Origin of the sequence: Streptosporangium sp. NPDC020145 (assembly GCF_040631275.1) — a bacterium.
Taxonomy (GTDB): domain Bacteria; phylum Actinomycetota; class Actinomycetes; order Streptosporangiales; family Streptosporangiaceae; genus Streptosporangium.
The window spans coordinates 31184-44556 of the sequence record NZ_JBEXZT010000011.1 but is presented as its reverse complement, the minus strand read 5'-3'; the positions used below and the strand labels follow the sequence as shown (position 1 = coordinate 44556).

12 protein-coding genes are annotated in these 13373 nt (G+C 70.9%); 6 read left to right on the top strand and 6 right to left on the bottom strand.

Annotated features, from left to right (window positions below; translation table 11 throughout):
• Window positions 1-37: 37 nt before the first annotated feature.
• A complete protein-coding gene (purF, locus tag ABZ463_RS21215; RefSeq protein WP_352015249.1) occupies window positions 38-1474 on the bottom strand; it encodes an amidophosphoribosyltransferase in 1437 nt (478 codons plus the stop codon).
• A gap of 575 nt (window positions 1475-2049) precedes the next feature.
• Here purF and ABZ463_RS21210 point away from each other — a divergent pair.
• On the top strand, window positions 2050-2940 hold the full coding sequence (locus ABZ463_RS21210) for a DUF4190 domain-containing protein (protein WP_362778156.1): 891 nt from the start codon (window positions 2050-2052) through the stop codon (window positions 2938-2940).
• Between the two features lie 260 nt (window positions 2941-3200).
• Here ABZ463_RS21210 and ABZ463_RS21205 read toward each other — a convergent pair whose 3' ends face one another.
• A complete protein-coding gene (locus ABZ463_RS21205) occupies window positions 3201-3647 on the bottom strand; it encodes a sterol carrier family protein (RefSeq protein ID WP_362778153.1) in 447 nt (148 codons plus the stop codon).
• 136 nt (window positions 3648-3783) lie between these two features.
• Between ABZ463_RS21205 and ABZ463_RS21200 the strand changes: the two genes are divergently transcribed.
• Window positions 3784-5889 carry a PhoX family phosphatase gene (locus ABZ463_RS21200; protein ID WP_362778151.1) on the top strand — a complete coding sequence of 702 codons (2106 nt, stop codon included), beginning with the start codon at window positions 3784-3786 and terminating at the stop codon, window positions 5887-5889.
• A 62-nt stretch (window positions 5890-5951) separates the two neighbouring features.
• Here ABZ463_RS21200 and ABZ463_RS21195 read toward each other — a convergent pair whose 3' ends face one another.
• The gene (locus tag ABZ463_RS21195) at window positions 5952-7391 is read right to left on the bottom strand and encodes an MFS transporter (protein WP_362778148.1); all 1440 of its coding nucleotides are present in this window, start codon (window positions 7389-7391) and stop codon (window positions 5952-5954) included.
• An 82-nt stretch (window positions 7392-7473) separates the two neighbouring features.
• Here ABZ463_RS21195 and ABZ463_RS21190 point away from each other — a divergent pair, with 82 nt between their 5' ends.
• Complete coding sequence (locus ABZ463_RS21190) at window positions 7474-8142, top strand: TetR family transcriptional regulator (RefSeq protein ID WP_362778480.1); 669 nt, start codon at window positions 7474-7476, stop codon at window positions 8140-8142.
• A 155-nt stretch (window positions 8143-8297) separates the two neighbouring features.
• Entirely contained in the window at window positions 8298-9182 is an 885-nt protein-coding gene (locus ABZ463_RS21185; RefSeq protein WP_362778146.1) for a hypothetical protein, read from the top strand.
• A 418-nt stretch (window positions 9183-9600) separates the two neighbouring features.
• On the opposite strand, the gene ABZ463_RS21180 is transcribed toward ABZ463_RS21185, so the two are convergent.
• Both ABZ463_RS21180 and ABZ463_RS21175 read right to left on the bottom strand, forming a co-directional pair.
• Window positions 9601-9759: a hypothetical protein gene (locus ABZ463_RS21180; RefSeq protein ID WP_352015243.1), complete on the bottom strand. Its 159-nt coding sequence runs from the start codon at window positions 9757-9759 to the stop codon at window positions 9601-9603.
• Entirely contained in the window at window positions 9756-10088 is a 333-nt protein-coding gene (locus ABZ463_RS21175; protein WP_362778142.1) for a hypothetical protein, read from the bottom strand. Before ABZ463_RS21175 ends, ABZ463_RS21180 begins: the two co-directional genes overlap by 4 nt.
• 66 nt (window positions 10089-10154) lie before the next feature.
• On the opposite strand from ABZ463_RS21175, the gene ABZ463_RS21170 reads away from it, so the two are divergent.
• Window positions 10155-10772, top strand: a complete 618-nt coding sequence (locus tag ABZ463_RS21170; protein WP_362778139.1) for a TetR family transcriptional regulator C-terminal domain-containing protein — start codon at window positions 10155-10157, stop codon at window positions 10770-10772.
• A gap of 105 nt (window positions 10773-10877) precedes the next feature.
• Entirely contained in the window at window positions 10878-11003 is a 126-nt protein-coding gene (locus ABZ463_RS21165) for a hypothetical protein (protein WP_352015240.1), read from the top strand.
• A 97-nt stretch (window positions 11004-11100) separates the two neighbouring features.
• Here the strand turns inward: ABZ463_RS21165 and purL are convergent, their stop codons facing one another.
• Window positions 11101-13350: a phosphoribosylformylglycinamidine synthase subunit PurL gene (gene purL / locus ABZ463_RS21160; protein ID WP_362778477.1), complete on the bottom strand. Its 2250-nt coding sequence runs from the start codon at window positions 13348-13350 to the stop codon at window positions 11101-11103.
• Window positions 13351-13373: the final 23 nt, after the last annotated feature.

Sequence of the window (13373 nt, the reverse complement as noted above, 5' to 3'; positions counted from 1 at the left end):
GCGGTCTCCGAGGTGTTCTGCGGGATCACAGACAGGATCACAGCTTGGCTTCCAGGACGTACTTGCCGACGTTGTCCTGGTCGATGGCGATGGGATAGACGCCGTCGAAACAGGCCCGGCAGAGCCGTTCAGCGGGGATCGTGGTCGCCTCGGTCAGCCCCTCGATCGAGATGTAACCGAGGGAGTCGGCGCCCAGGGAGGCACGGATCTCCTCGACGCTGAGCGAACCGGCGATCAGCTCGGCCCGCGTCGCGAAGTCGATGCCGTAGAAGCACGGCCAGGCGACCGGCGGGGAGGAGATGCGGACGTGGACCTCCCTGGCCCCCGCCTCGCGCAGCATCTTGACGATCGCCCGCTGGGTGTTGCCGCGCACGATGGAGTCGTCGACCACGACCAGACGCTTGCCCGCGACGACCTCCTTCAGCGGGTTGAGCTTCAGCCGGATGCCGAGCTGGCGGATCGTCTGGGACGGCTGGATGAACGTACGGCCGACGTAGGAGTTCTTGACCAGGCCCTGGCCGTACGGGATGCCGCTCGCCTCGGCGTAGCCGACGGCGGCGGGGGTGCCGGACTCGGGCGTCGGGATGACCAGGTCGGCCTCGACGGGGTGCTCACGGGCCAGCACCCGGCCGACCTCGACGCGGGTGCTCTGCACGCTGCGCCCGGCGATCGTGGTGTCGGGACGGGCCAGGTAGACGTACTCGAACAGGCAGCCCTTGGGCTCGGGGAGCGCGAACTTGCGCGAGCGCACACCCCGCTCGTCGATGGTGATCAGCTCGCCCGGCTCGATCTCGCGGACGAAGGTCGCGCCCACGATGTCCAGCGCGGCGGTCTCCGAGGCGACGACCCAGCCGCGTTCGAGACGGCCGAGCACCAGCGGGCGGATGCCCTGCGGGTCACGGGCGGCGTAGAGGGTGCGCTCGTCCATGAAGACGAGCGAGTACGCCCCCTTGACCTGCGGGAACAGTTCCGCGGCGGCGTCCTCGATGGGCTGGCTGCGGTCCTGGGCGAGCAGTGAGGCGAGCACCTCGGTGTCGGTCGTCGCCCTGGTCGAGCCGGGGGCGAGCCGCTGGGAGAGCTCGGGGGTGTTGATCAGGTTTCCGTTGTGGGCGAGCGCGAGGCCGCCCTCCTCGGTCGAGCTCAGCGTCGGCTGGGCGTTCTCCCAGACGCTCGACCCGGTGGTCGAGTAGCGGCAGTGCCCGATCGCCAGGTGGCCGCGGAGGGTGCCGAGGATCGACTCGTCGAAGACCTGGGCGACAAGGCCCATGTCCTTGTAGACGAGGATGCGGCTTCCCTCACTGACCGCGATGCCCGCGGACTCCTGCCCGCGGTGCTGCAGCGCGTACAGCCCGTAGTAGGTGAGTTTGGAGACTTCCTCCCCGGGTGCCCAGACGCCGAAGACGCCGCACGCGTCTTTCGGAGGCCGGTCACGGGGGTCAAGGTCATGGCTCAGCTGGCCGTCGCCCTTCAGCACATGCTTCAGTCTAGGTCGGCTTCCTCGTTGCTCGAACCCGGGGGCCTTCTCCGCCGTCTGCCGCACCGTTGCCGAACAATCGTCAGTGTTTTGCCGTGTCGGCCTGTTTCACGGCAAAGAGCCGGGGGAGTGTGGGGTATCCGGCATCCCTACACGTCGGGAGAGTGGACGTGACAACACCTGAGGACCCGAACCAGCCTGATCCGCGGCGGGAACAGCGGGACCGGTGGCCAGACGGGGAGCCCGAGGAGGCGTCGGGCCGGGAGCACCCGACGGCCCCGGGAGAGGAGGAACCGGAGCCGCGTTCTCCCGAGCCCAGGCGGCCGATTCCCGAGGAGCCGGAGCCGTGGTCTCCAGAACCGCGCGGGCCGGTGCCCCGGGAGCCGGGAGCCCCGGAACCGGGGCTGCCCGGTCCTGGAGTGCCCAGCCCGGGAACGCCGGGACCCGGTCCTGGAGTGCCGAGCCCGGGAACGCCGGGAGTGCCCGGTCCTGGAGTGCCGGGGGCGCCGGAACCCGGGGCGCCGGGGCGATGGGAGAGGCCGCCGGGGGAGCCGATCTCCACGCCGGACGAACCGGTGACACCGCGTCATCCCGACCTGCCGACCGCTCCCGAGGTCCCGGAACCCCTCCAGACCGACCCCGGCTCAGACAGGGGCCCAGAGAGAGGCCCGGACAGGGGCCCGGACAGGGGCTCGGACGCCACCGAGGTGTTCCAGCATCCCGAGCCCGGCCGGTACGGAGGCATTCCCGGCGCCAGTCCCTACGGAGGTCAGGGCGCCCAGGGCCAGGGCGCTCCGTACGGCGGAGCGAGCGGAGGGGCATCGCCGTACGGCCAGCAGGCCGCCAGCCACCGGGGAGGCCAGGAGGGACCGTACGGCGAGGAACACCGGGAAAGCGGTCAGGCGGGGCCGTACGGACAGGGGTACCCGGGAGCCGGACAAGAGAGACCGTACGGACAGGAAGGGCCGTATGGCCAGCATCCGGGGGCCGGGCAGGAGGGGCCGTACGGGCAGCATCCGGGGGCCGGTCGGGAAGGGGCGTACGGGCAGGAGCAGCCCTACCAGCCGCCGCTCACGCCGGGGGGACCGGGCTATCCGGGGGCGCCGCCGTACCAGGGGGGTTACCAGAGCCCTTACCAGAAGCCGCGGGGCGGCGGGCTCGGCACGGCGTCGCTCGTGCTGGGCATCGCGAGCATCTTCCTGCTCGTGGTGTGCGGCCTCGGCGTGCTGACGGCCATCGCCGGACTGGTCATCGGCATCGTCGCCTTCGTGAAGGACTCCAACCGGGGGCGCGCCGTCGGGGGCATCGTGCTGAGCGTGTTGGCGCTGATCATCGCTGTGGTGTTCCTGACGTGGTTCTACAGCACGGTCGGTGACTGCATGGACCTGCCGCCCGGCCTGCAGCAGCGCTGTGTCGAGGAGCGGCTGGGTGTACAGGTCCAGAGCGCGCCACAGTGGCGGTCGTAGGTGATGGCCGCAGCGGCTCCACAGCGGTCCCACCGTGGCTCACGATGACTCTCGTAGCGGCCCCGCGATGGGCCCCACTGTGGCCCACGGTGGCCGACCGTAGTGGCAGCCTGCGGTGGTGGGTGGGCACGGGGGCGGTCGTGAGGGGCTCCGAGTGGTCCTACGGCGTGGCGGGCGACGAGAAGGAGACGACCTCGGTCAGCCGCACGCCGTGCTCCGGGTGGTTCTACGGTGTGGCGGGCGAGACCTTCGGGTGGTTTCTAGGCGACGGGCAGGTGGGCGGAGAGGTCTGCCCGGCTTCCACTCGCCGTGACCCTGCCCTCCTCCTCGGCCCGCTCCCAGGTCAGCCGCCCGGTGGCCAGTTCGAGCCAGGTGAGCGCGTCGGTCTCGATCACGTTCGGCGGGGTGCCCCGGGTGTGCCGGGGCCCCTCGACGCACTGCACCGCGGCGTACGGCGGGACCCGCACCTCGACGGTCCGTCCCGGAGCCGCCGTGGCCAGCCGGTCGAGCAGGTGCCGTACGGCGAAGCGGGCGGCCTCCCGCTCGGGGCGCAGGCCCAGGTCGTAGGCCCGCAGCACCACGGCGACGCAGGCCCGCAGCAACTCGGCGGTCGTCTCCCCGCCGTCGTAGGCGGGCTCGCCGAGCGCGACGAGCTGGGCGTCGAGGGCGGCGTGGACCTTGGCGGGATCCGGCTTGTGAGGAGGCACGTTCCCATCATCCCCCGGCTCGGGGTGGGGATCGCGACACACGCTTCACCGGGTGGGCAGACGTCGTTCACTCCGGATTCCCCCGGCCCTCGTAACGTCCAGCCGAACCGGTCGCACCACAACCTTGGAGGCCCCCGTGGCGAACGTGTCACCGCGCAGAGCGCTCCCCCTGCTGGCCAACCCTCACGGGGGTGGACGCAGCGCGCTGACCTGCTGGTTCCGCTGCGGCAACCAGTGCGCTCACGACGTCCAGAACACCAGCGAGAACACCTACTTCGGTGACGTGGTCGCCGAGGTCGTCTCCCGCCGCGGGGTGCTGCGCGCGGGCACCCTCGGCGCGCTCGCGATCGGCGCCGTCGCGACGGGCGCGGCCCCGGCCCTGGCCGCTCCCGGCCCCGACGACGCGGCGCAGGCCTTCGGTCCCGGTCACGGCGGCCCGGGAGGGCACGGGGGTCACGGCGGCGGCAGGCTCACCTTCACCGCGGTCCCGCCGAACACCGACGACAGGGTGACGGTTCCCGAGGGCTACGAGACGGCGCCGGTGGTGCGCTGGGGTGACCCGGTGCTGCCCGACGCGCCCGCCTTCGACTTCGAGAACCAGAGCGCGGACGCGCAGGCCAAGCAGTTCGGCTACAACAACGACTTCGTCACCTTCTTCCCGCTGGGCGGCCACCGTGGCCTGCTCTGGGTCAACCACGAGTACACCGACGAGAACCTGATGTTCCGCGGTTACACCAACGGTGACGCCGCGACCGAGGAGCAGATCAGGATCGCGCTGGCCGCACACGGCGGCTCGGTGGTCGAGGTCGAGCGGGTCGGCGGGACCGGGCAGTGGCGGCTCGTCACCCGGGGACGCCGCCGCTACAACCGCCGGATCACCGCGCTGACCCCGATGCGCTTCACCGGGCCCGCCGCGGGCGGCGACCTGCTGAAGACCGCGGCCGACCCGGCGGGCACCACCCCGGTCGGCACGCTCAACAACTGCGCCGGCGGCACGACCCCGTGGGGGACGGTGCTGAGCGGCGAGGAGAACTTCAACCAGTACTTCGTCAACGGCAACGGCGTCCCCGAGGCCCAGAAGCCCTACCTCTCCCGGTACGGCGTGAGCCCCACGACCGGCGTCCCGGCGGGCAACCGCAGGTTCGACCGGGTCGAGGAGCGTTTCGACCTGGCCAAGCACCCCAACGAGGTCAACAGGTTCGGGTGGATCGTGGAGATCGACCCGTTCGACCCCACCTCGACCCCGATCAAGCGCACCGCCCTGGGCAGGCTCGCCCACGAGGGCGCGACGACCACCCTGGCCAGGGACGGCCGGGTCGTGGCCTACATGGGGGACGACTCCCGGTTCGAGTACGTCTACAAGTTCGTCTCGAAGAGGCGCTACATCCCCGGCTTCGACCGGCACAACCGGACGCTGCTCGACGAGGGCACGCTGTACGTCGCGAAGTTCACCGGGGACAGCCCGGCCAAGGAGATCGACGGCAGCGGCAAGCTGCCCTCAGACGGAAGCTTCGACGGCTCCGGGCAGTGGATTCCGCTGGTGACCGGCGGCATCTCGCACGTGCCCGGCATGACGGCCCAGGAGGTCCTCGTCTACACCCGGTCGGCGGCGGACAAGGTCGGCGCGACCAAGATGGACCGTCCCGAGGACGTGGAGCGCAACCCGGTCACCGGTGGCGTCTACGTGGCGCTGACCAACAACGCCAACCGGACCCCCGCGCAGGTGGACGAGGCCAACCCGCGTCCGGCCAACAAGCACGGCCACATCCTGGAGATCACGGAGCGGCGCGACGACGCGGGCGCCACGACCTTCTCCTGGTCGCTGCCGCTGGTCTGCGGTGACCCGAACGACCCGGCGACCTACTTCGCCGGGTTCGACAAGACGAAGGTCTCGCCGATCTCCTGCCCGGACAACGTCGCCTTCGACGGCGACGGCAACCTGTGGATCTCCACCGACGGCAACCAGCTCGGCGCCCACGACGGCCTGTTCGTCATGCCGGTCCGCGGTCCCGAGCGCGGCCACCTCAAGCAGTTCCTGAGCGTCCCGGTCGGCGCGGAGACCTGTGGCCCCCTGGTCAGCCCCGACCAGCGCAGTGTCTTCACGGCCGTCCAGCACCCCGGGGAGACCAACGGCGCCACCCCGGAGGCGCCGAGCAGCCACTGGCCGGACGGGGGCACCAGTCAGCCCCGCCCCGCCGTGGTGGTCACCTGGCACAGGAGGGGCGGGAAGATCGGCTCCTGACCCGATGATCCCGGTGCCGCCCGCGCCCATCTGGGCGGGGTCGCGGGCGGCACCGTACTTCCTCATCCCTGCGCCATCGCCGGTACGGCCTCCGCGGGCCTGTCCCCGTCCCGCCCCGAGCGGGACCGGCGCAGGGAGAACAGGCTGACCGGCACCCCGACCAGCACGATGAGCGCCGCGATCACCAGGGTCGTCCGGTAGGCGTCGAGGAAGGCCGTCAGCGGGCCCGCGCCGTCCGCGAGGAACGCCGTCTGCCTGCCGTTCAGGATGGCCCCGAGGATCGTGACGCCGAGCAGGCCGAAGACCTCCCGGGAGACGTTCAGCACGCCCGCGGCGATTCCGGCGCGGTCCGCGGGGAGCATGCCCAGGACGACCGTGGTGACCGGGACGAGCAGGCCGCCGCCGAGGCCGTACAGCAGGAACCACGGCAGCAGGTCGCCGAAGGTGCCTCCCTCGCCGACGAAGGAGATCCCGAAGATCGCCCCGGCCATCACGAGGAGTCCGGCCGCCACGGTCGGCGCGGTGCCGACCGTCTGGCTGATCCGGGCGGACAGGGCGGCGGACACCGCCATCACCAGGGCCATCGGCACGAAGGAGGCCCCGGCCTCAAGGGGGGAGAAGCCCAGCGCGTTCTGCAGGTAGAGCGCGGTGAAGAAGTAGATCCCGAACACGCCGAACGCCCACAGCCCGATCGAGAGCATGCCGCCGCTGACCACCCGTGACCTGAACACCGACAGGTCGATCATCGGCTCCCGGCTCCGGCGCTCGATGACGACGAACGCGATCGCGAAGGCGACGGCCAGTCCGAACGCGCCGAGGATCTCCGGTGAGGTCCAACCGGCCCGGCCGCCCTCGATGAGTCCGTAGGTCAGGGCGAACATCGCCAGGCTCGACGTGGCCAGGCCGGGGATGTCCAGGCTGTGCCGTACGCGGCCGTCGGGGGTGTCCCTGATCGCCCAGAGGGTCAGGCCGACGGTCACCAGCCCGACGGGCACGTTGATCAGGTAGATCCAGCCCCACCGCCAGTTCTCACTGATGAAACCACCGGTCAACGGCCCGAGGGCCAGGGCGAGCGCGCCGACGGAGCTCCACAGGCCGATGGCGGTCGCACGTTCCCTGGCGTCGGGGAAGACCGACCTGATCAGGGCGAGCGCGGTCGGGGTCAGCAGGGCGGCGCCGACGCCCTGGGCCGCCCTGGCGGCGATCAGGAGGCCGCCGGTGGTGGCCAGCCCGGCGGCGAGGGAGGCCAGGGTGAAGACGCTCAGCCCGAGCACGAAGATCCTTCGTCGGCCGAGGATGTCGGCCAGCCGCCCTCCGGCCAGCATCAGTCCGGCGAACACCAGGATGTAGCTGCTGACGATCCACTCAAGTCCGGACAGGCTCAGCCCGAGGTCCCGCTGGATCGTCGGCAGCGCGACGTTCACCACGTTGTTGTCGAGGTAGGTCATGAACGTCCCGAGCGAGATCGCCCCCAACGCCCACCACCGGCGGTCAGTCGTCACGTCAACTCCTATACGGTGTACTTATACGTTGTACATGTACATCGCATAGTTGAGCTTGTACGGCGTATAGTTGTCAACCGTGATGGGAAAACTGACCCGGGACGCCGTCATCGACCAGGCGCTGCGCATCGGTGACGCCGAAGGACTCCAGGCGGTCACGATCAGGCGGCTCGCCCAGGACCTGGGTGTCACTCCCATGGCCCTGTACTGGCATTTCAAGAACAAGGAGCAGCTGACCGTCGGCATGGGCGACCACCTGATGCGCGGCTTCGCGACCCAGGAGGACGCCACGGGACCGTGGAACGAGCGGCTGCGCGGTCTCGTCGCGGACCTGGTCGGCATCCTGCGACGGCACACGTGCGCCGCCTCCGTGCTTGAGGAGGTGGACCAGATGGAGGTGCCGAGCTTCCTGCGGGTGTGGGACACCGCGCTCGGCCTGATCAACCAGGCCGGGTTCACCTACGAGGAGAGCTGCCTGGTCGCCAGATACCTCCTGAAGGGCGCGATCGCCCTCGCCGGAGGGGAGGCGCGCGACCGGCGCCGTCCGTCGGACCACGAGGCGGCCGAGGTCAAGCGGATCAAACGGCTCAGCCTGCAGTCGCTGCCCCGCGAGTCCTACCCGCACCTCGTGGAGATGGCCACCCCGCTCGTCGACGGCTGTTCGGCCGAGGTCTACGACACCTTCGGGGTCGACCTGCTGATCGGCGGCGTCGAGGTCATGGCGGCCCGCCGTGCGGCACGCCCGTTGTGAGATGCCTCCGCACCCCTGAACTGGCGTTCGGTACGGCGAAGCGGGAGTGATGCGAAAACGTGATGATTAGCGTGACAACGAATGGAACGGTCTAAGCGTGTCCTAAATGACCCCTTCCAACACACCAGTAACTGGTGTAGCAGAGAGGAAGCCCTGTGGCTTTCAAGGTGCCGGGCGCCCGCACGCTTAGTGTCGTGGCCGTCGGAGTGCTGGCCGGAACCATGCTCACCGTGGGCGGCAGCGCCGTCGCAGCGACGGCCGGTTCCGAGATTCACGCCTGTGTGAACAAGAAGACGCGTTACGCGCGCATCGTGAACCCGTCCGCCGTGTGCAGGCCCACCGAGATCCGAGTGACCTGGGGTGACGGCAACAACGTCAGCCAGGGCATCGCCAGCTCCGGCCCTCGTGGCGCGCAGGGCGCCCCGGGCAAGGACGGCGCCCAGGGCCCGGCCGGTCCGCAGGGCCCCAAGGGCGAGCAGGGCCTGCCGGGCAAGCAGGGCCCGGCGGGTCCGCAGGGCCCCAAGGGCGCTGAGGGTCCGCAGGGTGCTCCCGGCAAGGATGGCAAGGACGGCGCGGACGGCAAGCCGGGCGAGGACGGCAAGCCCGGTGCCCAGGGCCCCAAGGGAGACCAGGGTCCGGCAGGCCCTCAGGGCAAGCAGGGTCCGCAGGGCCCGGCCGGTGAGGACGGCAAGCCCGGTGCCAAGGGTGAGAAGGGTGACCAGGGTCCTCAGGGCCCCGCGGGCCCGCAGGGTCCCCAGGGCCAGAAGGGCGAGAAGGGTGAGCCCGGTTCCGGCGGCGCCGGTACCCTGAACACCTACACCGCCCAGTTCAGCTTCGGCGGTGGCGGCTATGGCAGCAATTCCAAGACCGTGACCTGCGACTCGGGCAAGGCCACCGGCGGCGGCTACAGCCTCGGGAGCGGAAGCGGCTCGGCCCAGATCTACGCGAGCGCTCCCAACGCCGGCAGCGGCGCCCCGACCGGCTGGACCGTGTCCGGCAAGAACGCCAGCGGCACCATCTATGTGATCTGCCTCTCCTGATCCAGGAGAGCTCGACGGGAAGGGCTCCGCGTAGCGGATGGCCCTTCCTCGGCCCCCGCCGTACGAATGGCAGGGCCAGGTGGGTCGCGTGAGGACGGAGTCGGGACACCCGGCCTCACGCGACTCACGGACAGAAGGGGCGCGACCCGCGCCCCACGCAGGACCAGGAAGGCTCCTCCCCGGCCGCACTCCGGGAGGGGCCTTTCTCGTTCCCGCCTTGGACGGCTCCCGCCTTGGACGGCTCCCACGCCTGGAACTCTCATGCCTGGAAAGGCTCCACGCTCAGAAACCTCCACGCCTGGACCTTCACGCCGGAAAGCCCCGCGCCTGGAAACCCCCGTGTCCGGAAACGCTCCGCGCTCGGCAGGCCTCGGCTCCCGGTAGGCCCACGCTCGCGAGTACCCCCGTGCCTCGCGTGTCATCGGTCGCGGTCGCGGGGGCCGCTCCGCCCGGCCATCCGCCAGATGATCACCATGCCCACCGCGAGGACGACCAGGGCGACGGCCACGATGATCCCCTTGACGATGAAGTCGTGCAGCAGGTGGTCGAGCAGTTCCGAGCCCCCGTCTCCGCTCACCGGTCGTCCCTTCCGTACCGCTCGTCCCCGAAGCGCCGACTGTCCTCGGAGGGCCGGTCATCCCGAAGACGTTGGTCGTCATCCAGGTACCGGGCCGCGAACCGGACCGCCTCACCGGCGAGCCGTCCACGGGAACCTCCCCGCCCGGGCCGTGCGGTGGCACGGGTTTCGAGGTAGCCGGCGGCGGCCTCGGCGTATCGGCGGACCTGGGCACCCCTGCCCCGGCGCTTGAGCGTGACGGCGACGCCGAACGCGATCAGGGCGACCACCACGAGCCCTCCCACGATCAGGCCGAATCTGACGAGCATCAGGGTCAGCACCGTTTGCACGGCTCCTCCTTCGATTTATCACAGGTGTGATAAATCGAAGATATCACAGGTGTGATAAAAAGAGGTGTGCCCAAGCAGGTCGATCCGGTCGCCCGTCGTGCCGACGTCGTGGACGCGCTGTTCAGAGTCGTCTTCAGGGACGGTCTGCAGGCGGCCTCCCTGCGCGCGGTCGCGGACGAGGCCGGGCTGAACATCGGCTCCCTGCGGCACTACTTCGCCAACCAGCAGGAGCTGATGGGCTTCGCCATGCGGTCCATGCTCGACCGGGTCGAGGGACGGCTGCTGCGCCGCATCGACGAAGTGGGGGACCTGGAGGCTCTCACCGGAGAGCAGCGGCGCCGGCTCTCCCTGAACCTGTTCGCCGAACTGCTGCCCCTCGACGAGGCCCGCCGCGCCGAGGCTGCGGTCTTCGTCGACTTCGTCACCGCGGCCAGGACCCACCCCGCGATCGACGCCGATCTCGCCCGTGAGGCCGCGGCGGGGATGCGGGCCCTCGTCCGGCGCGTTCTCCGGCGCGCGATCGACACCGGGACCCTGCGGCCCGGCCTGGACCTCGACATCGAGATCGAGCGGCTGAGCTCCCTGCTCGACGGCCTCAGCCTGAACACCGTCCTGTATCCCGACCTGCTCTCGCCCGAGCTCTGCCTCGACGTTCTGCGGGCACACCTGGACAGCCTCGCCTGACGGTGGCCGACAGGGGAGCCGATTGTCTCTCCCCGGACACGAGGAGCGAGGTTACAGTCACGGTGAGTACGTCATGCCGGGAGCCCCGCGAGAAGGGAAACCTCCATGGGAAAGCACGAGGGCAAGCCCGTCGAGGAGAAGGACTTCGTACCGTCGCTGACCAGGCAGCAGGCAGAGACCCGGACCAGACCGGGCAGGCACGAGAGGCCGGAGCCGGAGCAGGAGCGGTGACCGGCACGGCGGGTCCCCGGCCACGGGGGCGCGGGGGACCGTGAGAAACGCCGTCGGGGGGCACGGCCCGCGAGCCGTACCCCCCGACGGGGATGGATCAGCCGAAGATGGCCGGGAGGGTCGAGGTGTGGGTCTCCCGCAGCTCGGTGGCCGGGATCTCCAGGACGTTCTCCACGACCAGCGCGTCACCGCCGGTGAGGCCCAGGCACTGACAGGGCACGTCGTTGGCGGCGCACAGCTCGGCGAAGGCCTCGAACGACTCCGGGGCGACCGTCACCAGCGCGCGGGCCGACGACTCACTGAACAGGGCGACGAAGGCGTCGTCGTCCGGCAGGGTGACCGTCGCGCCGACCCCCTGGGCGAGGACCGACTCGGCCAGGGCGATCGCAAGACCGCCGTCGGACAGGTCGTGGGAGCCGGTCAGCAGGCCGCGTGAGGCGGCCTCGGTGAGGACCAGGGCGAGGGCGCGCTCGGCCTCCAGGTCGGCCTTCGGCGGCAGGCCGCCCAGGTGACCGTGGACCACGTGCGCCCACTCGGAGCCGCCGAACTCCTCCGCGGTCTCGCCGAGCAGCAGAACCTTCTGGCCGGGGGCGGTGAAGCCGCTGCGGACCCGGTTCGCCACGTCGTCGATCACACCGAGCACGCCGACGACCGGGGTCGGGTGGATCGCGGTGGAGCCCGTCTGGTTGTAGAAGGAGACGTTTCCGCCGGTCACCGGCACCCCGAGGGCCTTGCAGGCGTCGGCGAGCCCCCGGGTGGCCTCGGCGAACTGCCACATGACCTCGGGGTCCTCGGGGGAGCCGAAGTTGAGGCAGTTGGTCACCGCGAGCGGGGTCGCCCCGGTCACCGCGACGTTGCGGTAGGCCTCGGCCAGCGCGAGCTGCGCGCCCGCGTACGGGTCGAGCCTGGCGTAGCGGCCGTTGCCGTCCGTGGCGAGCGCGATGCCCCTGGTCGTCTCCTCGGCGCCGGGCATGACCTCGCTGATGCGCAGCACCCCGGCGTCGGCGGGCTGGGCCAGCACGGTGTTGCCCCGGACGTAGCGGTCGTACTGGGAGGTGACCCACTCCTTCGAGGCCAGGTTCGGCGAGCCGAGCAGCCGCAGCAGCGCGGCGCGCAGGTCCTCGGAGCGGGCCAGGCGGGAGGGGACGTCGGCGTTCAGGGCGGCCTGCCCGGCGGGCTCGTGGAAGGGCCGCTCGTAGACGGGGCCCTCGTCGGCCGCGGTGCCCGGCGGGATGTCCACGATGGTCTCGCCGTGCCAGGTCATCACCAGGCGTCCGCCGTCGGTGACCTCGCCGATCACAGTCGCCGGGATGTCCCACTTGGCGCAGATCGCCATGAAGGCATCGATGTCGTCGGGGGTGACGACCGCCATCATGCGTTCCTGCGACTCGCTCATCAGGATCTCCTCGGGCCGCAGCGACGGATCGCGCAGCGGGACGAGGTCCAGCTTGACGTCCATGCCGCCGGTGCCCTTGGCCGCGAGCTCGGTGGTCGCGCACGAGACACCGGCCGCGCCGAGGTCCTGGATGCCCACGACGACGTCCGCCTGGTACAGCTCAAGGCAGCACTCGATCAGGAGCTTCTCCATGAACGGGTCGCCGACCTGGACGCTGGGGCGCTTGGCCTGCGACTCGTCCTCGAAGGTGGCCGAGGCCAGGACGGAGGCGCCGCCGATGCCGTCGGGGCCGGTCAGCGCGCCGAAGAGCACGACCTTGTTGCCGGGCCCGGGAGCGGTGGCCAGCTTGATCTGGTCCTTGCGGAGCAGGCCGACGCACAGCGCGTTGACCAGCGGGTTGCCGATGTAGCAGGGGTCGAAGACGACCTCGCCGCCGATGTTGGGCAGCCCGAGGCAGTTGCCGTAGTGGCTGATGCCCTCGACCACGCCGGGCAGCACCCGCCGCGTGTCGTGGGCGTCGGCGCCGCCGAAGCGCAGGGCGTCCATGACCGCGATCGGCCTGGCGCCCATCGACATGATGTCGCGCACGATGCCGCCGACACCGGTCGCCGCGCCCTGGTGCGGTTCGACGTAGGACGGGTGGTTGTGCGACTCGATCTTGAAGGTGGCCGCCCAGCCGTCGCCGACGTCCACGACGCCGGCGTTCTCCCCCATGCCGACCAGCAGGGCCTCCGACTTAGGGGCCTTGGTGCCGAACTGGCGCAGGTGCACCTTGGAGGACTTGTAGGAGCAGTGCTCGCTCCACATGACGCTGTAGATGGCCAGCTCGGAGCTGGTCGGCCTGCGGCCGAGGATCTCGCGGACCCGGTCGTACTCGTCGAGCTTCATGCCCAGCTCGGCGTACGGCTGCCGCTCGTCGGGGGTGTCCTGAGCCCGCTTGACGGTGTCCAGAACCGCCTCGGGGCGCGGGGTCT

What these genes read in the sequence shown, in the direction of transcription:
- ABZ463_RS21190 (WP_362778480.1), top strand. Translation starts at nt 7,474, where the DNA reads ATGGGAAAACTGACCCGGGACGCCGTCATCGACCAGGCGCTGCGCATC.
- ABZ463_RS21165 (WP_352015240.1), top strand. Translation starts at nt 10,878, where the DNA reads ATGGGAAAGCACGAGGGCAAGCCCGTCGAGGAGAAGGACTTCGTACCG.